Genomic DNA, 17,510 nt, shown 5'->3' on the forward strand with positions numbered 1-17,510 from the left:
AGGCTCCTTCCGTAATCATACTCGTTTTGGGATGCTATGAAGCCGCGAACCTTTATTGGGCTTACTCCTTCATTTTCTTTTGAAAGGACTGGAAAATAGCTCCCATTTTCTTGATTTCCGTATTTGCCTTATATTCAATCTGTAAATTCATAAATGTGTGACTCCAATCCTTTTTAAGTTCTTTCCAGAGCTTGGGATCAGCTTGGTGAATTAATTGACCAAATCCAAAAATGTCTACTTTGAAGTTGCGGCGTACCGTTTCCACGGAATGCTTCATAATCTCGATCAATTTGGCATTACTCTCCATCTCGATTTCTTTAATATCCTCCAGACTTTTTAGTTCCATTTTTCTACAGCTATTCTCTCTAATCGTACTTATGTTTTCTACGGATATCTGGATTATAGGCTCACCGTTGTGTACTAACACTTTAGTCTTCGTATAACTTCTCAAAGTCAGCAGAGCGATCTTACCACCTTCCGGGCAGTTCGTATGTCCTGTCGTTGTATCCACGTTATCCCGGATATAGTTGTATCCTTTGCTATCGTTTTCATCAAGCCACCCGATTAAACGGTCCTTTTTAAACACTCCCAGGCTGGAAAGAGCCAGAACTGATGTTGGTTTAATGGTCTTGATATTGTCCGTACCTTCCTCTATCCCCTTGGATAAATCTCCTTTAGCTTCGAGGGCGGGCAGAGTAGCATGTATTTCGGAGCTGACGAGTTCCTCCATGAGCTGCTCTATAGTCACTTTGCTGACAGGAGCCCAGGTTTTAGATAATACATCCATAGAAGCAAACATTTTGTTCGCGGGAATTTTCTCCAATGTCGTGGCTACCTGAAGTATTTTGGAGGCAGACGTACCTCTCGCAATACAGATATAAAAGTCAGTTCTGGCAAAAGGTTCTCTCATCAGGGATTCCACGACGTCAGCGATTCCTTGTCTGGCGAATTCCTCGCCAAATATCAGCATACGGATTTGTGATAAATAGATGATTCGCGGGCTGATTTCCGTCATTTTTTGGATAGCTTCATAAAGAGTAGGGGCTGTTACCTCATAGGTAGTTACCGTAGGAGCTCCTTTACTGGATCTTGATTTGGAGGCCACCTCCGAAGGAACAACCACCTGTGCCGACACGCGGATTTGATCTCCGTCCTTATCCACACCCAGTCCTACGGTAATTCCGATCTCGTTAAGCTCTCTGCGGTCCCAACAGCCGGTCAAAAGGGAAGCGAGCAGACTGAGTATGAGAATCGTGCTGATCACTGCTTTCATGTACGGTCACTTCCCAATTATTTTTTCTTACCCGCCCGCTTTCTCTGTGTTTTTTGCCGGATCGTATTCTGAACTTGATTCGCATTCGGACGGGTAGTCATCCATGGCCAAGGCAGGCGAAAGATCGTATCCTTCATATCACTTTGCACATAAGGGCCGAACGGGCTCATGTAAGACACTCCGAAGGATCTTAGACTGGTCAGATGAAGCAACAGAGCCATCAAGCCCATTAATATACCTAGAAATCCGAAGGCGGCGGCCAGCATCATGAGGGCGAACCGGACAATCCGTACCGCAATGGATAGCCCATTCTCAGGGATGACATAGCTGGAGATCGCGGTGATGGATACGATAATAACCATGGCGGCTGACACGACGCCTGCATCCACAGCAGCTTGCCCAATGACCAGCGTACCTACGATGGATACCGCTTGTCCCACCGTCTTTGGAATGCGTACCCCGGCCTCACGCAAAATTTCATAGGTAATTTCCATCAGCATTGCTTCCACAAAGGCCGGAAACGGAACGCCCTCCCGTTGCGCTGCCAAGCTGATCAGCAGGTTGGTAGGAAGCATTTCTTGGTGAAAGGTAGATATCGCTATATAAAAGGCAGGTGCCAGCAGAGCGATGAAAAAAGCCAAAAATCGCAGCATCCTCAACAAAGTACTGATATCCGCTCGTTGATAATAATCCTCGGCCGACTGGAAAAATTGGACAAACAATGCTGGAATCAGAAGTACAAACGGCGTCCCGTCCACTAATATGGCCACTTTTCCCTCCAGCAAACTGGCTGCTACCGAATCCGGACGTTCACTGTTGTATATCGTAGGGAAGGGGGTAAAGGTGGCGTCTTGAATTTCCTCCTCGATGTAGCCACTTTCCATAATCCCGTCAATATCAATTCGGTCCAAGCGTTCCCTCAACTCCTGAATAACGCCTTCGTCCGCGATTCCTTTAATAAACATCACGGCCACGTTGGTATGAGTGACTTCTCCGATCTGCCTTGTTTCCATCCAAAGACGCGGGTCGCGAATTCGCTTGCGAACCAGAGCTGTATTGGTACGCAGATTCTCAGTAAAGCCCTCCATCGGTCCACGTACAACCGTCTGCGATTGGGGTTCACTAACATTACGATCCTCCCAGCCGACAGCATCAATCCAAATGCTTTTTGCGTAACCCTCCAGCAAAATGATAATTCCGCCGGATAGCATCCGGTTGAATAACGCATCCATTTCATCCAAAGTGCCTGAATGCCCTGCGATCAGCACCTGATCCTTTAAATAATCGAATGGTTCAGCACCCTCCGGTACATGATGAATTTCCATCCGCATAAATGAGCGCAGTACAGAATCATGCAGCAATTGAGTGTTAATCAGACCATCAATATAAAATACGGCTGCTGGCCATTTCTGCATCCACAGTAGCTCTTTGACAATCAAGTCCCCGCTGTTTCCTATCGAGCTTTGGATATGATTGACATTATCCCGCAAGCAAGAGGATACGTGAGTGAGCGGACAGCTTTTATTCTCATTTGGCATACGTAAAATCCTCCGGTATTGGAGTTAGTTGGTTTAGTGTGCTCTGCATAAATGAATTTATGCTTGACGTTTGTATAAACATCACTTTAAATTAGTTGTATATATAATTAGATAAATATATAATTAGTAGATCATTTTGATTTGGAACTGAAGTACATGGTAAACAAGCAATACAGAAAGTTATTTGCGGCTGGCATCATTAACGGAATTGGAGACCGCTTCTGCCAGATCGCTTTGCTAGCCTTGATGTATCGGCTTACCGGCTCGGGACTCAGCGTGGGGATTATGCTGGGGCTACGGGTGATTCCTTTTTTAATTCTGTCACCCGTGTCAGGACTGCTTATCACCCGCATATCCAGGCGCACCCTTATGCTGACTACAGATCTGCTTAGAGGCGTAGCAGCCCTTGCCTTTTTAAGTGTTCATAGTACTGAGGATATGTGGATCATTTATGGAGTCAGTACCCTGTTAGCCTGTGGGGAAGCGCTGTACGCTCCAGCCCGTAAGGCGTCCATCCCGCTGCTGGTCTGATCGTCTGCAATATTGCATTCCCACCCGTCATCAACGAAGAAGTAGCTGGGGGGGCTGCTCATACTGAATCACGTGGAAGTCGGACGCCGTACGATGATCGAATCCTCGCTAGGTCACACATACTGCAATGCATCCGTATTTCGCTTCCGCTCCAAGTCGTGATTGCATTTGAATTACTGGTTCCGTTCATCAATGGAATTGATAATGTGCTGATCAGTGTATATGCCGTGCAGGAGTTTAAGCTAGGGGATGCCGGAATTGGACTGTTTTACGCCGCTTTGGGGGCGGGTCTGGTTGCCAGCTATGCACTGGTGCGCCTATTCAGCCGCTCTTTATTGAGCGGAGGACTGGTATGCTTGCTATTGGAGGGGATATTGCTTATGGGATTAAGCGGAATTGGTCATGCCTGGGTGGCGGCCGCCATTTACTTTTTCATTTCGTTGGCTGGTGGGGTGGGGGCAATCTGTTTGGATACACTACTCATGCGGGAGACCCCGCTGCATTTACAGGGGCCATTACTGGGCATGCTGACAGCGTGGAGTCAAGGGATTATCGGTTTATCCATGTTTGGAGCCGGGGTGGCGGTGGAAATGATAGAGCCTCGTATGTTAGGTTTAATTGGCGGAGCAGGATTTGTCATGATATCTATTCTGATAACGATTTACTATACAAGGGCTCGCAGCCGTAAGGTGGCGGATGTCTAATTATTCCGGATCGTTTTTGCCACTGGTTTTCACCGATTTGTCGGACTTGCGGAAAGAACTAAACAGGAAGGATCTCCAGCGATAAACGATATATAGCAGAAGGATAATGCCGATGACGACGACGATTCGCAGCGCATACAGCTCTACCAAATGGAACATGGCATCCCATTGCGGACCGAACACCTTACCGATGCCTAAAAACAGGATCACCCAGAACAGAGCGCCGCTGTACGCATACAAGGCAAATTTACGCAGGGGAAGGACGATAATTCCCGCAAAATAACCCGTAAAATGCCGGACACCGGGAATAAAATATCCGAGAAAAATAAGCCAGTACCCGTAACGTTGAAACCATTTTTGCGTTTTTTGAAGCTTGTCCGGCGATAACAAAACCCATTTACCGTATTTTTGGATAAAGGGGAGTCCGGCCCATTTTCCGATAAAGTAGGTAATGGTCATTCCGATGGTTGTGCCCAAAAAGGCCAGCAGCACCAGCTTTCCAAAATCCAGTGTACCCGAATAGGAGAGATATCCCGCATAAGCCATCGTGGTTTCCCCGGGAAAAGGTAAAGCAATAAATTCCAGCAGCAATCCAAAAAAAAGGACGCTGTAGCCGTATTCTTCGAACAATTGCGCGATCCATTTCAGCACATCCATCGTTTACACTCCTACGAACAGAATCATAATTTAGAATTAATTCATTTTAACAATCTTTTCATGTCCACTCAACTCCGGTTGATTTCTTGACGTCTTGTTTTATCGTTGCGTATAATGAAACGAACAATTGAGGGAGGCACGGTAATGAATAAGCCTAATGAAATCGTTGTAGTTCTCGACTTTGGAGGACAATACAACCAGTTAATCGCAAGAAGAATACGGGACCTCGGGGTATATAGCGAGCTCCTTCCATACAATACGCCTGCGGAGAAGCTGAGAGAACTGGCACCGAAAGGGATTGTTTTCTCAGGTGGACCTTCCAGCGTATATGCAGAAAATGCCCCTCAAGTCGACCGGGCAATCTACGATCTGGGAATTCCTATTTTCGGTATTTGCTATGGTATGCAGCTGATGGCTCACCAATTGGACGGTAAGGTAGAACGTGCAGGCAAGCGTGAGTACGGCAAAGCAGACGTGCAGTTCAATGAGGATACGAGATTGGCCAAAGGTCTGGAATCCCGTCAGACCGTATGGATGAGCCACGGAGACCATGTTACGGATCTGCCATCCGGCTTTAAACTGGATGCAGGAACGGAAAGCGCGCCGATTGCAGCGATGAGTCATCCAGAGCGGAATCTGTACGCGGTACAATTCCATCCAGAGGTGCGTCATTCCATTCATGGTAATGAGATGATTAGCAACTTCCTGTATGAAGTGTGCGGTTGTGATGGTAAATGGACGATGGAGTCGTTCATCGAGGACCAGATCCGTGAAATCCGTCAGCAGGTAGGCGACAAAAAAGTATTGTGCGCTTTAAGTGGCGGTGTGGATTCTTCCGTTGTAGCGATGCTCATTCATAAAGCGATCGGCGATCAACTGACTTGTATGTTCATCGACCATGGATTGCTGCGCAAGGGTGAAGCCGAAAGCGTAATGGAAACATTCGTTGGCAAATTTGATATGAAGGTTGTCAAAATTGACGCACGTGAGCGCTTCTTGTCCAAGCTGGCAGGAGTCGATGATCCGGAGCAAAAACGTAAAATCATCGGTAACGAGTTCATCTACGTTTTTGAGGAAGAATCCAAGCAATTCGACGATTTTACATTCCTGGCACAAGGCACACTGTATACGGATATTGTAGAGAGTGGAACAGCCACGGCACAGACGATCAAATCGCACCATAACGTAGGTGGCTTGCCGGAAGACATGAAGTTCAAGTTGATCGAGCCGCTGAATGCACTGTTCAAAGATGAAGTACGTAAAGTCGGCGAGGAATGCGGACTGCCACCTGAGATTGTATGGCGTCAGCCATTCCCGGGTCCGGGTCTTGCCATTCGTGTACTGGGTGAAGTCACAGAGGACAAGCTTACGATTGTTCGTGAATCAGATTACATTTTGCGCGAGGAGATTGCCAAAGCCGGCCTGGACCGGGAAATCTGGCAATACTTCACCGCTTTGCCGAATATGAAGAGTGTTGGCGTAATGGGCGACGCTCGTACCTATTCTTACACTGTGGGTATTCGTGCGGTAACGTCCATCGACGGTATGACTGCGGATTGGGCGCGTATCCCTTGGGATGTGCTGGAGAAAATTTCGGTACGTATCGTAAACGAAGTGGATAACGTCAATCGCATCGTGTACGATATCACCTCCAAGCCACCAGCAACGATTGAGTGGGAGTAGTTGCTATTGAGTTAGAAAGCCTTTTTTAAAGGCGTTTCTAGCTCTTTTTTTATTGCATTATCATTGTGTTTTTTCAAATCTACTTTGGTTTTCACCTTCTTCATGCTCCCAATTATTCTTGATGTGAGTAAATTAAACTTACAAGAAAAAATGAAATAACAGCAAGTAAAATCAAATAATAATCTCTCCATATCTCTATACTAAATGTAGAGCGGTTGAAAAGAGGTGAACAGAAGAATGTACGAGTGGCAGAAGCAAATTCAAATCATCATTGATGAAATTGATGAATGTATTAAAAATTATAGTGATGAAGCTTTGACACTACACTTTCTTTCTCGAAGGTTGGGTTACTCCGAGTTTTATACAACGAGAAAATTCAAGGAAATAGCGGGTATGCAATTTAGGGATTATCTACGGCGTAGAAAATTAGCGTTTGCACTAAAAGAGGTTCGAGATAGTGAAAGAAGCATTTTGGATATTGCTTTTAATTATGGTTTTTCATCACATGAAGCTTTTACCAGAGCTTTCAAAGGAACATATGGTGTAGCGCCAAGTGAATATCGAAAAGCGCCTAAGCCTGTCGTTCTTCGAACAAAAATAAACTCTTTTGATCGCTACTTTTTAGGATTGGGAGAGATTGGTATGATGAAATCTACCGATGATGTTAAAATATATTTTGTAACTATTCCCGCACACAAATTTTTGCACATCAAAAACTATGAGAGTAATGGGTATTGGGATTTTTGGCAAAAACAAAGTCTTATTCCGGGACAGGACTGCGAAACAATTTGTGGATTACTTGATAGTATTAAGGGCAAATTGGATGACGATGGTGGGAGCGAAGTTAACAGCGGCGGCGGTCAGATTATGGCATATATTAATGACCCTGACGGTAGACTATGCGATTGGGGTATTCCACGTACAGAGTGTTATGGGATACGTCTTCCTGTGGATTATAAAGGTGAAGTACCACCACAAATGCTTATGATTGATGTTCCCGAAGCCGAATATATTGTTTTTGAACATGGGCCATTTGATTATGAGCAGGAAAATCGCAGTGTAGAGGAAAAGGTTGAGAAGGCAATGGCAACTTTTGATTTTGCAAATACCAGTTACTGCTTTGATACTTCCCCTGGTAGAATCATTTATTGTTATCATGATCCGGAGCGGTTTTTAAAGTATATCAGACCAGTAAAAACGAATGGTTGAGTTCGTCGAAAACAATAAACTAGCTGATGTATAAGGAATTGTAGTGTCGCTGGTTATGGAGTTTCCAATTTACCTGCAACTATTGAATGTTCAAAATTACTCTCTTTTATCTGCAATGTTTAGTAGATAGAAGGGAGTGTTTTTTATGACCAAAATGAAGGAATTGATTCAGGATTTCAAGCTTAATCAAGAAGTTTTAGGTCGTGTGAAGCAGTATGTTGATGTGTGCATGTTCCGCTTGAACCGTTGGGAAAGGTTCATGGAGAGAGAATTAGGGATTGTTGAGTTGGAGGATGTAAATCAGGTTAAAAGAATGGATAGCTTTTTCAGATACTACAAATGACATAAATAATCTATTCCCCTTTCCAATTTTTTCAATCACATTTTTTAACTTCGCCACGATAATTTGCCATTCTGAAACTAGCTCCACATCCACATGAAGCTCTTGCATTAGGGTTATTCAAGGTGAAACCGCCTAACATACCGCTTTCTTCATAGTCAATTTGAAGACCTTCAATATATTTAATACTATTAGTGTGAACCAAGATACTAAATTCACCTTTATTTAATAAGATATCACCTTCTGTTTTCTGCTCATCCACGATAAGAGAATAGGATAGACCACTGCATCCCCCCTCATCAACGCCTACTCTAAGGAAAGAATTTCGGGCATTAGCACTTGATAAGATTTCGACGATTTTTTCGAATGCTGCTTCACTGACCTGTATCATCGTAGTAATTCCCCCTTGGAACGTCATTTTTTTTAGCTGCATTGTTAACCCAGTCTATTAAACAGGGTATGAATGTAGCAAGAGCAGATCCTTTTGGTGTTAATTCATAAATAGTTTGTATGGGGCGTGTCAAGCTTACAGTTCTTTTAACCAAATTATCGTTTTGAAGCTCTTTTAAACGCTTAGAGAGGATGCTTTCCGAAATGGAAGGAACATTTTCGGAAATTTCGCTAAATTGCTTTGGACCTTGAGAAAGGGAAAATAGTATATGAATAATCCATTTAGTCCCGATTATACAATAAGCTGTAAAAAAGTTTCTCGGTATCTGTAGTCAACATATTATTGATATACCCTCCTTCTCATGATCAGCTTAGATAGACAGGAGACTGATCCCTTTTGTTCTAACTTACGTAGCCGTTCCATGTCTTAAAGGACAAGGAACGGTTCCGTCAATACTCGCTTTTAAAGTGGTAAACATTGTGGATTCCTCATCTGTTTATTAGTTCAGTTTGTGGTGTAATCCGAGTGCTAGCGAATAAACTCATTACGATTAACAAGAGATGAAAACCCATCGTTACAATTAATCCTGATTGCAGTGACATCCCAGCAGATTGACAAACAACAAGGATGGAACCGCCTATTCCGATAACCACGCCCGGTGTAAAAGAATCCGCAAATTGCAAATTTGCCGAAGTTTTTCCAACACCTTCTTCCCCTGTTTGGGAAAATGCCACAACGCCGCTAATAGGATGTGCCAAGCCGATTCCGATTCCAGCTATGATTTGTCCAATAACCGCAACGGCAACAGTTACAACAGGTACCCAAAATACGAAGGCAATCCCAAATGCAAGCAGTAGCACACCCAGTATAATTCTTGTATGACGTCCACGACCTTGGTCTGCCGAATCCCAACGTCCTTGCAGATAAGCAATGACGCACCAACTCAGTGCAGCACTCGCTACAATTAATCCGGCCTGAGAAGGAGTAATACCTTTCACATCTATTAAAGCCAATACCAAGAAATTCTGTGTGCTGGTATAGGCAGCGAAGAACAGCCCACGTGTTGCTAGAATAGCTGGCATGCCTTTTCGGAAAGCAAGAGTTCCCTTGGGTAGCAGTTTGCGCAGCGGATATACCATTAGCACTAAGCCGATAATGACTAAAACAAACCCTGTAATTATCGGCAGCATGCTAAGACCAATTAAGAAAATCCCCGTACCTATCGTTAATAGTAACGCCAACCATGTAGCTGTAGCTCCGTTGTCCCCTTGTGTTCTCTCTGTTTTTAATTTCCTAAAAGCAGGTATACTTAGCAATGCTGAAACAACCAGAATCGGTAATATTCCCCAGAAAACAAACCGCCAGGACCACTGATCTGCGATAAGACCGGCAACGTATGGACCAAGCATGGACGGAAGAACGTAGGCAGTACCGAATGCTCCGAGTATTTTGGCACGTAATTCATCGGGATAACTTAAGGATATTGCAGTGTACACGCAAGTCATCATAGCGCCGGCACCTAAACCCTGCATGGCTCGTGACCCTATCATGGTATACATATCGCCTGCTGTTGCGGCAGCGATCAGCCCGACGATAAACAAAAGAAGTGCGAAAGTGAACGGTGCTGCAGGTCCTCTTCTATCAATGATCCGACCAACGACCAGGGTCCCGATAATCTGCGCAAGCAGATATGTGCTGAATATCCAGCCAAATAGGTCAAGGCCGTTCAAGTCGCCAGCAATGGAAGGGGCAATTGTGGTTACCGATAAGCCCTCGAATCCAACTGCCATCACCGACAGGATAATTCCTATGGACAGTGCAAAATAACGCGGGCTGAAAATACTTTGAGGATTAGACGACATGAAATGTGACCTCCAAGAAATTTTTTATGTATACTTCATATCCGGATACTTAGTAAACATTTTTGTTTATAAAGTTTAAACTACAGTTTAACTTTGACTTTGTCAACATTTTTATTTAAAATGTAGAGAGTGTTGTAGATCCAGTCGCTTTCAAAAGGAGGTTCACCATGAGCCGCAATCAAACGAATAAGGATTCATCAACTGGTACCCGGAGAGGGATCATTGATCTGCTAAAGCAGCAAGGTGGAATGGATGTTGCGACACTATCCTCCAAATTTTTGTTATCTGGTATGGCTATTCGTCAACATTTAAATGCTCTCAAAGAAGAAGGATTGGTTACTTACGAAGAAGAGGCCCGTCCCATGGGACGACCCACAAAGCTCTGGAGATTAACGCCTGAGGCTGATCGTTTTTTTCCAAACGGATATTCTGAGTTGTCAGTCAGTCTGATCAATTCGATGAGAGAGGCTTTCGGAAACGAGGGGCTAGAAAAGCTGCTGTCTGTGAGGAATAAGAATATGCAAGAGCAATATCTTCAGCATCTTGGTAACGCATCGGGCGTAAGAGAGAAGCTGGAGAAACTAGCCGATATTCGAACAAGCGAAGGCTATATGGCCGAGGTCAAGGAGCAAGGCGATGGGAGTCTTTTGTTTATCGAAAAGCATTGTCCGATCTGTGAAGCTGCTGCTGCTTGTACCGGGTTATGTAAGAATGAGTTACATTTATTTGAAACCATTCTTGGAGATAACGTTCATATCGAACGGGTAGAGTATATTTTGGCGGGGGGAAGAAACTGTGTTTACAGGGTTAGGGAAGGCGGACAAGCACATTGATGCTTGCATGAATGACATCGGTAACAAGACAACAAAACCTTCAACTCCACATCCTTCGTGGTTTTGAAGGTTTTTGTTTTAAGGTTTTGTTGTTCTAATGATGTCTTTTTTACCACACGATCTTTCTTCCAGTTGCAGCCGATTCCTCAATGCGGTCCAGTAGCTGATGTAGCTTTAAGGCATGGTTGAAATCGGGAGCGAGACGGGTGTCCGTCAAAATATCCTCGGCAAATACATGGTGAGCCTTGGCTACATTCAGGGTTACCCCTTCTTTGGGGAAATCCATTCCGCTATCAGGCTCATGAACTATATTGATTGGCTCAAAATCGCCATTAGGCGTATGACTCTGCTTACTGTTTGGATCATACACAAGTTTTTCGAGTCTCAGATTCCCAAATTGAACATGCCCAAGCGAAGGATACTGAGTCAAACGCAAAACGCCCTTTTTTCCCTGAATCTCAAGCTCGAATTTTGGATTCACTCCCCCCTGAATGTGGACGGATACCGTTGCCCCCTTCTCCAATGAACCCTGAATCAGAATCTGATCCGCAGTATCCTTGGAAATGACTTCACCCGTTTCCTGAATAGTGGCTTCGTTATAGTGAGATGATGTGATGGCCGATAGCTCACGGAATTCGCCAACGATGTATTGCAGCGCGTCCAGAGAATGTCCCCCGTTAATCGTCAGCAGATTGGCGCCATTGGCTCTATTCAGCAAATAAGCCGTATCCTGATCTGTTCCTCCTCCTTTACCTCGAGTAGATACTTGCATATGACAGGACACAATTTCACCAATCGTTCCGTCTTCCACCAGCTTTTTCATTGTTTGCACTTCAAGATTCTGCCGTGCCTGCAAGCCGACGGTATGATGAATGCCCGCCTGTTCTGCTGCCGTAGCCATTTCAGCGGCTTCCGCAGTGTTTGCCCCCAAGGGCCATTCACAAAAAATATGCTTTCCCTCTTGAATAGTCGCCATCACCGCTCCGTAATGATGGGGAACTTTTACGCTCACCACGACCATGTCCACATCCTCGGAAGCTGCGAGTTTTTTGGCATCATCAAAAGCCAGTGCAGCCCCTACTTCTTCTGCGCTTTGTCGCGCGCTCTCCATACGGGAGGTGCCGACGGCAGTGATAACCAGGTTCGAGTGCTTGAGCAAAGCAGGAATATGCGTTTGACTGGCCCATTTATTATTCATCGAACCTCCTACGATACCTGCACGAATCTTCTTTTTGACCATGTTGCGGAACCCTCCTGAATTTTAAATGTGGCTGGAAAATAGCGCCCAAGGCCAATATAATACACTTAACTCATAAATAATAATGTTTGTTTATAATGTAAGTATCATTTTATTTGATGGGAGGTGGAGACGTGGATATTGAAAATATGCGAGCATTTGTTTCAGTAGCAGAACTGAGGAGCCTTACAGAAGCTGCCCAAAAGCTGAATCACCTGCAATCGAACATGACGGCCAAAATAAAAAAGCTGGAGGCCCATTACGGCACAGCGTTATTTTACCGAAAGCCCCGTGGCATGGAGCTGACACCCGCAGGAGAAACCTTGTACGCTCAGTTCAAACAAATTTTGTTGCTATGGCAAGACACAGAGATGAAAATGAGACCGCAGGAGGAAAAGCTGCGCATCGGCACGATGCAGTCCATCGTAGCGGGGGAAACAACAAGGGCGCTTACGAAGGTATATGAGCTGTACCCGCAGGCTTCTGTTACCTTAAAAACCGGAACCACTACGGAAATGGAGCGATTAATCCGCGATGGGGAACTCGATATCGCTTTTGTTACAGGGTATTCTACTAACCCTTACATTCATTATCAAAAAATATGCCGTGAAGAGCTGGTATTGGTGGGGAAAGGCATTCATGAAGGCTCAGACCTCAAACAGGTGCTGCAAGGAGCCTCTATTATCGTGCTGTCGGATGGCTGCCTGTATCTCACGCATCTGGAGAAGATGTATCAGGACATGCAATTGACTCATGGCGAGGTGGTGGAGGTCGGTGTGTTTGATACGATGGTGGAATTCGCCTTGATGGGAATGGGAATCACCCTTATGTCCAAAAAACTGGCACGGCAATTTAAAGTAACATCCTATTTGCTCATTCCCCCAACCTTCGGCTACATGGATACGTATTTGATAACTCGGCCCAATCATGAAATGACAGCGATTGAACATAAATTTATCGAAATCAATAATACGATCTAAATAGATAAGAGAGACATCGAATGACAATCAATCAAGGCAAATACCAAGGTAGCCATGCCGTATTTCTGGGCGATAGCATTACGTTTGGATATGAATTGTGTGATGGAGAAAAGCCTTACCCCCACCTCGTCAGCAACGCACTGGGATTCCAAGGCTTTGAAAATCACGGCATATCCGGTAGCAGTGTAGCCAGCGGCGGCTTTGAACCGATGTGTGAGCGATATGAAAAAATGAATCCCCATGCGGACGTGATCTTTTTTATGGGGGGAAGAAATAATTTTTCGATGGGAGAAACGCCGTTCGGTCATTTAGGCACACCATCGACAGAAACGCGAACATTTTATGGTGCGCTCAAGCATATTGCCGAGGGATTAGTTAACAGTATTCCTAACGGTCTGCATCCAAATCAGGCAGGTCATGAGCGGCTGGCAGCTCGTATTATTGGATTTATGAACACGCTATAACCTATAAATCATTGCCAGCTGTGAATAGAACACCGAAGTGAAAATACTCAGGCAGGTCGTTTAGCTTGAATATTTTCAATAGAGGTGTATAATACTTGATATATCAATTGATACGTCAATTAATTTAAAGGAGGAGGAAAGTCATCGAACATTGTACGGATAAGAGCAAATTGTTTTATCGTATGCATCTTTTGTGTAAAGAAATGAATACTGCTTTTGAAGCACAATTAAAAACAAGCTTTACCAAGGTGGAAATTTTATATCATATTCATCAACGGCAGGAATTAAGTCAGCTGGAGCTTCAGCATTTACTGGTTCTGGACGGAGCAGCGGTAACCCGGCATCTGAAAAGGCTGGAGGAGGAAGGTCTGATTATCCGCACCAAAAAAGAGCAGGATAAGCGTGTGACCTATATTCGTCTAACAGAATCAGGGGGGCGAGAGCTGCAAGTTTTGTCTGAGCAAAGACAAGCCTTTCAGGACAAGCTGTTACGTGAGTTTGCTGATGAGGAGATTGTTTCTTTGACAAATGCATTGCAGCGCATGTCTACCAATGTGAAGAATATGTAAAATACACGAGGAGGAAATGAATACCTCCATTAATCCGATTGACTGGAAGCTGCATGAAGGTTATTAGAAGCAAATGATGGATTGGGAGTTTCCGATTATCCTGGGCTGGGATGCTGCTGGGACCATCTCGGAAGTAGGCAGCGAGGTAACCGATTGGAAAGTAGGAAATGAAGTGTTTGCCCGTCCAGACACGACACGCTTTGGTACTTATGCGGAGGCGAGCACAATCATGAGCTACTTGCTTCATTAGGAGCCGATCAAATTATTGTCTACCGTACGACCCGTTTCGAGGATGTATTATCCGATGTGGACGTTGTATTCGATACGATGGGTGGAGATGTCCAGAAAAATAGCTTTAAAGTTCTGAAAAAGCACACGGGACGGATCATATCCATCGTTAGCAATTTTGACGCAGAGCTGGTCACTGAGTACGACGTAACGGCCAAAAATATATGGCTGGAGCCCAATGGACAGCAGTTACAGGAAATTACCGATCTGTTGGAGCAGAAAAAAGTAAGATTGCCATTACCTTTTCATAAGAACATATACAACGGTGCGCAACACGAAAGGAATTATACACCACGATGAAGATCCTAGAAGAATATTTTCACTATTATGATTTGGCAAAAGATGATGAGAAAAGCAGAGAACGATTAATCAGCCTGTTCTCCAACGAAATTGAGTTCGTATTGAACGGTGACCGAAAACAAGGCATGAACAGCTGGAAGAGCTTCTTGAACATGTTTTATGAAGGAACACTCGAAATCAAGCATATGTATGATGGCTGGAAGCCAGTTCCCGAGGAACCTGCTGTTTATGAAACCAAATGGGCGGTATGCGGTAAAAAAGCAACAGGCGAAGTGTATACACTTACAGGAGTGGACAAAGCCCGGCTGGATGCAGAAGGTAAGATCGTTTATTTGGAAAATATACCGGATACCACGAATGCTTTTGATAAGTACAAAAATATCTGATTCGCCTAATTGATAACCCGTCAGCTGTAAAACAGCTTGGCGGCCTTTCTATTTTCCGAACAATACATATGTGATCGAATTGAAATATTCGCTTTTTGTATTGACAAGCAGCAGGGGACGGCCTAAAATAACGGATGTAATATAGCACTTATGAATGCAATATTACAGTAAATGAACGATAACAATACGAGTATGCTTTGCGTAGGAGGAATTACGACTCATGGAGCGTTTCTTTAAATTAAAGGAACATGGAACGAACGTACGCACAGAAATTATTGCGGGAATTACTACTTTTATGACCATGGCTTACATTTTGGTGGTCAACAATACCTTTTTGGGGCCGACTGGAGCAGGGATGCCCAGCGAAGCCGTCTTTTTTGCCACTGCGGTAGGTGCAGGACTGGTCACTATTCTAATGGGGTTGTTCGTTAATGTACCCATTGGCATGGCTCCGGGTATGGGTTTAAATGCTTATTTTATGACCGTAGTCTTAAGTTCGAACGGTATGATCACTTGGCAAGCGGCACTTGGTGCTGTATTTATATCCGGTATCGTCTTTCTGATTTTAACCGTGACACGAGTGAGACAGATGTTGCTTGTTGCGGTTCCAGAAAATCTTAAGACAGCTATTACAGTAGGGATCGGCTTGTTTATTACCATTGTCGGTTTTAAGCTATGTAATCTGGTTATGGTAAGTATTGTTCCAGGGACGGATGTAGGTCAGCCGATTCCGGGTCATGCTTTTAATCTGATTTTGGGTAGTCTGGTTCATCAAAAGGATGCGTTGCTGGCGCTGATCGGTTTGCTCATTATCGCTGCTCTGATGGTTGTTCGGGTCAAAGGTGCTTTGCTGATTGGTATCGTAGCTACCACATTGATTGGTATTCCGATGGGTGTAACGAATCTGAGTAGTTTGACAACAGGTCACTGGATTCCTGATTTTAGTAATCTGGCAGTGGGTCAGTTGGATTTGAAGGCTGCTTTGCACATTGGGCTGTTTGATATCATTTTCATTTTCACATTTGTAGAGTTGTTTGATACGTTTGGTACACTGGTAGGTACGGCTACCCGTGCAGGTATAATGAAGGATAAGAAAAAAGGTGAGAAAATCATCGGTAAAGCTATGCTGGTGGATGCTGTTGGTGTAAGTACCGGCGCAGTATTGGGAACAAGCACAATTACAGCATTCGTAGAAAGCTCGGCAGGGGTAGAAGAAGGTGGACGTACGGGTCTGACTGCTGTAACGACAGGCGTTCTGTTCCTGTTGGCTCTGTTTATCGCACCGTTGGCATTGGTTGTGCCTTCCGCGGCTACCGCTCCAGCTTTGATTATCGTTGGTGTGTTGATGATGAGTCAGGTTCGCAACATTGACTGGGATAACTTCCTGCTGGCGTTCCCGGCATTCCTGACCATCGTTCTGATGCCTTTTACTGGCGGAATCGCCAATGGTATTTCTGCTGGCATTTTGTCTTACGTTGTTCTGGCTTTATTCAGTAACCTGTTTACCAGCAACAAAGTTAAAGTTCACTGGCTTATGTGGGTGCTTGCTGTTATTGTAGTGATCCGCTTTGCCTTTATGGGTTCTGAATAACAACTTGATATAACTTGAAAAAGCACTTTGTATATAGAACCTCTTTCCCTGTTGTTTCAGGGTGTGGGGTTCTTTTTTTGTTATGGTTATTCATGATACGAAAGAGAGCGGGGAGTATATATAGAAGAAGAACGAATAACAAATAGAGATTTTCGAGAATTAATGCAGTAAATGCTTGCAAACTTATTTCGTCTATGATATATTCTAATTCCGGCCAAGAAATACAATATTGCAAGCGAGTGTTGAAAAAAAGATTTAAAAAAATGCTTGCAAAGTTGGTTCGGACATGATAAGATATAAGAGTTGATAAGGCGACGAGCTAAATTAACGAAAAAGAAATGTTTGATCTTTGAAAACTGAACAACGAGTGAGTATGGATTTTGCTTGCAAAATCCAAAGCTGAGATTTTGGTACATGCCATCAGGCTGTATAAAATGGAAGCGAACAATGAGATATTTTATCTCGTCAGTTTCAAAATGAGCATATCGCTCTTTCTATAACCAGCTTCGGTTGGTTTTTAATGGAGAGTTTGATCCTGGCTCAGGACGAACGCTGGCGGCGTGCCTAATACATGCAAGTCGAGCGGGGTTGTTTGAGAAGCTTGCTTTTCAAACAACCTAGCGGCGGACGGGTGAGTAACACGTAGGCAACCTGCCTATCAGACTGGGATAACT

At 44.2% G+C, this 17,510-nt stretch carries 18 protein-coding genes, 1 rRNA gene and 1 pseudogene; 13 read left to right on the top strand and 7 right to left on the bottom strand.

The features are described 5' to 3' along the window. Positions 1 to 61: 61 nt before the first annotated feature. Positions 62 to 1,273: a Ger(x)C family spore germination protein gene (locus tag ACIFO6_RS20415; RefSeq protein WP_430043339.1), complete on the bottom strand. Its 1,212-nt coding sequence runs from the start codon at positions 1,271 to 1,273 to the stop codon at positions 62 to 64. Between the two features lie 17 nt (positions 1,274 to 1,290). Further along, positions 1,291 to 2,811, bottom strand: a complete 1,521-nt coding sequence (locus ACIFO6_RS20420; RefSeq protein ID WP_430043340.1) for a spore germination protein — start codon at positions 2,809 to 2,811, stop codon at positions 1,291 to 1,293. A gap of 141 nt (positions 2,812 to 2,952) precedes the next feature. Here ACIFO6_RS20420 and ACIFO6_RS20425 point away from each other — a divergent pair, with 141 nt between their 5' ends. After that, a complete protein-coding gene (locus tag ACIFO6_RS20425) occupies positions 2,953 to 3,342 on the top strand; it encodes an MFS transporter (protein ID WP_430043342.1) in 390 nt (129 codons plus the stop codon). A gap of 158 nt (positions 3,343 to 3,500) precedes the next feature. Beyond that, on the top strand, positions 3,501 to 4,046 hold the full coding sequence (locus ACIFO6_RS20430; RefSeq protein WP_430043343.1) for a hypothetical protein: 546 nt from the start codon (positions 3,501 to 3,503) through the stop codon (positions 4,044 to 4,046). On the opposite strand, the gene ACIFO6_RS20435 is transcribed toward ACIFO6_RS20430, so the two are convergent. Continuing rightward, positions 4,047 to 4,703 (bottom strand): DedA family protein, encoded by a 657-nt coding sequence (locus ACIFO6_RS20435; RefSeq protein ID WP_430043346.1) that lies wholly within the window; start codon positions 4,701 to 4,703, stop codon positions 4,047 to 4,049. A 144-nt stretch (positions 4,704 to 4,847) separates the two neighbouring features. Between ACIFO6_RS20435 and guaA the strand changes: the two genes are divergently transcribed. From guaA to ACIFO6_RS20450, 3 genes are all read left to right on the top strand, one after another. After that, positions 4,848 to 6,386 carry a glutamine-hydrolyzing GMP synthase gene (gene guaA / locus ACIFO6_RS20440; protein ID WP_283654667.1) on the top strand — a complete coding sequence of 513 codons (1,539 nt, stop codon included), beginning with the start codon at positions 4,848 to 4,850 and terminating at the stop codon, positions 6,384 to 6,386. Between the two features lie 237 nt (positions 6,387 to 6,623). Beyond that, the gene (locus tag ACIFO6_RS20445) at positions 6,624 to 7,595 is read left to right on the top strand and encodes a helix-turn-helix transcriptional regulator (protein ID WP_430043348.1); all 972 of its coding nucleotides are present in this window, start codon (positions 6,624 to 6,626) and stop codon (positions 7,593 to 7,595) included. A gap of 145 nt (positions 7,596 to 7,740) precedes the next feature. After that, positions 7,741 to 7,938 carry a hypothetical protein gene (locus tag ACIFO6_RS20450; protein WP_430043350.1) on the top strand — a complete coding sequence of 66 codons (198 nt, stop codon included), beginning with the start codon at positions 7,741 to 7,743 and terminating at the stop codon, positions 7,936 to 7,938. Between the two features lie 31 nt (positions 7,939 to 7,969). On the opposite strand, the gene ACIFO6_RS20455 is transcribed toward ACIFO6_RS20450, so the two are convergent. The 3 genes from ACIFO6_RS20455 to ACIFO6_RS20465 all read right to left on the bottom strand — a co-directional run bounded on the left by ACIFO6_RS20455 (position 7,970) and on the right by ACIFO6_RS20465 (position 10,188). Then, entirely contained in the window at positions 7,970 to 8,326 is a 357-nt protein-coding gene (locus ACIFO6_RS20455; protein WP_044646080.1) for a HesB/IscA family protein, read from the bottom strand. Then, positions 8,310 to 8,651 (bottom strand): winged helix-turn-helix transcriptional regulator, encoded by a 342-nt coding sequence (locus ACIFO6_RS20460; RefSeq protein WP_430043370.1) that lies wholly within the window; start codon positions 8,649 to 8,651, stop codon positions 8,310 to 8,312. Before ACIFO6_RS20460 ends, ACIFO6_RS20455 begins: the two co-directional genes overlap by 17 nt. Before the next feature lie 163 nt (positions 8,652 to 8,814). Further along, a complete protein-coding gene (locus ACIFO6_RS20465; RefSeq protein WP_430043352.1) occupies positions 8,815 to 10,188 on the bottom strand; it encodes an MFS transporter in 1,374 nt (457 codons plus the stop codon). Between the two features lie 167 nt (positions 10,189 to 10,355). Here ACIFO6_RS20465 and ACIFO6_RS20470 point away from each other — a divergent pair, with 167 nt between their 5' ends. After that, positions 10,356 to 11,021: a helix-turn-helix transcriptional regulator gene (locus ACIFO6_RS20470; protein WP_137061579.1), complete on the top strand. Its 666-nt coding sequence runs from the start codon at positions 10,356 to 10,358 to the stop codon at positions 11,019 to 11,021. A gap of 109 nt (positions 11,022 to 11,130) precedes the next feature. Here the strand turns inward: ACIFO6_RS20470 and ACIFO6_RS20475 are convergent, their stop codons facing one another. Continuing rightward, positions 11,131 to 12,261, bottom strand: a complete 1,131-nt coding sequence (locus tag ACIFO6_RS20475) for a Gfo/Idh/MocA family protein (RefSeq protein ID WP_430043354.1) — start codon at positions 12,259 to 12,261, stop codon at positions 11,131 to 11,133. Between the two features lie 131 nt (positions 12,262 to 12,392). On the opposite strand from ACIFO6_RS20475, the gene ACIFO6_RS20480 reads away from it, so the two are divergent. The 7 genes and pseudogenes from ACIFO6_RS20480 to ACIFO6_RS20510 form a co-directional block, all read left to right on the top strand. Continuing rightward, positions 12,393 to 13,238 (top strand): LysR family transcriptional regulator, encoded by an 846-nt coding sequence (locus ACIFO6_RS20480; protein WP_430043356.1) that lies wholly within the window; start codon positions 12,393 to 12,395, stop codon positions 13,236 to 13,238. Between the two features lie 20 nt (positions 13,239 to 13,258). Beyond that, positions 13,259 to 13,702 carry an SGNH/GDSL hydrolase family protein gene (locus ACIFO6_RS20485; protein WP_430043358.1) on the top strand — a complete coding sequence of 148 codons (444 nt, stop codon included), beginning with the start codon at positions 13,259 to 13,261 and terminating at the stop codon, positions 13,700 to 13,702. Between the two features lie 203 nt (positions 13,703 to 13,905). Next, positions 13,906 to 14,271 (top strand): MarR family winged helix-turn-helix transcriptional regulator, encoded by a 366-nt coding sequence (locus ACIFO6_RS20490; RefSeq protein ID WP_430043360.1) that lies wholly within the window; start codon positions 13,906 to 13,908, stop codon positions 14,269 to 14,271. A gap of 10 nt (positions 14,272 to 14,281) precedes the next feature. After that, positions 14,282 to 14,790: pseudogene (locus ACIFO6_RS20495) on the top strand (NADP-dependent oxidoreductase); the annotation flags it as partial. A gap of 65 nt (positions 14,791 to 14,855) precedes the next feature. Beyond that, complete coding sequence (locus tag ACIFO6_RS20500) at positions 14,856 to 15,245, top strand: hypothetical protein (protein WP_430043362.1); 390 nt, start codon at positions 14,856 to 14,858, stop codon at positions 15,243 to 15,245. Between the two features lie 220 nt (positions 15,246 to 15,465). After that, positions 15,466 to 16,836 (top strand): NCS2 family permease, encoded by a 1,371-nt coding sequence (locus ACIFO6_RS20505; RefSeq protein ID WP_430043363.1) that lies wholly within the window; start codon positions 15,466 to 15,468, stop codon positions 16,834 to 16,836. A 517-nt stretch (positions 16,837 to 17,353) separates the two neighbouring features. Continuing rightward, a 16S ribosomal RNA gene (locus tag ACIFO6_RS20510) occupies positions 17,354 to 17,510 on the top strand; the annotation flags it as partial.

Origin of the sequence: Paenibacillus sp. NRS-1781, from assembly GCF_050467745.1 — a bacterium.
GTDB classification, from domain to species: Bacteria; Bacillota; Bacilli; order Paenibacillales; family Paenibacillaceae; genus Paenibacillus; species Paenibacillus terrae_A.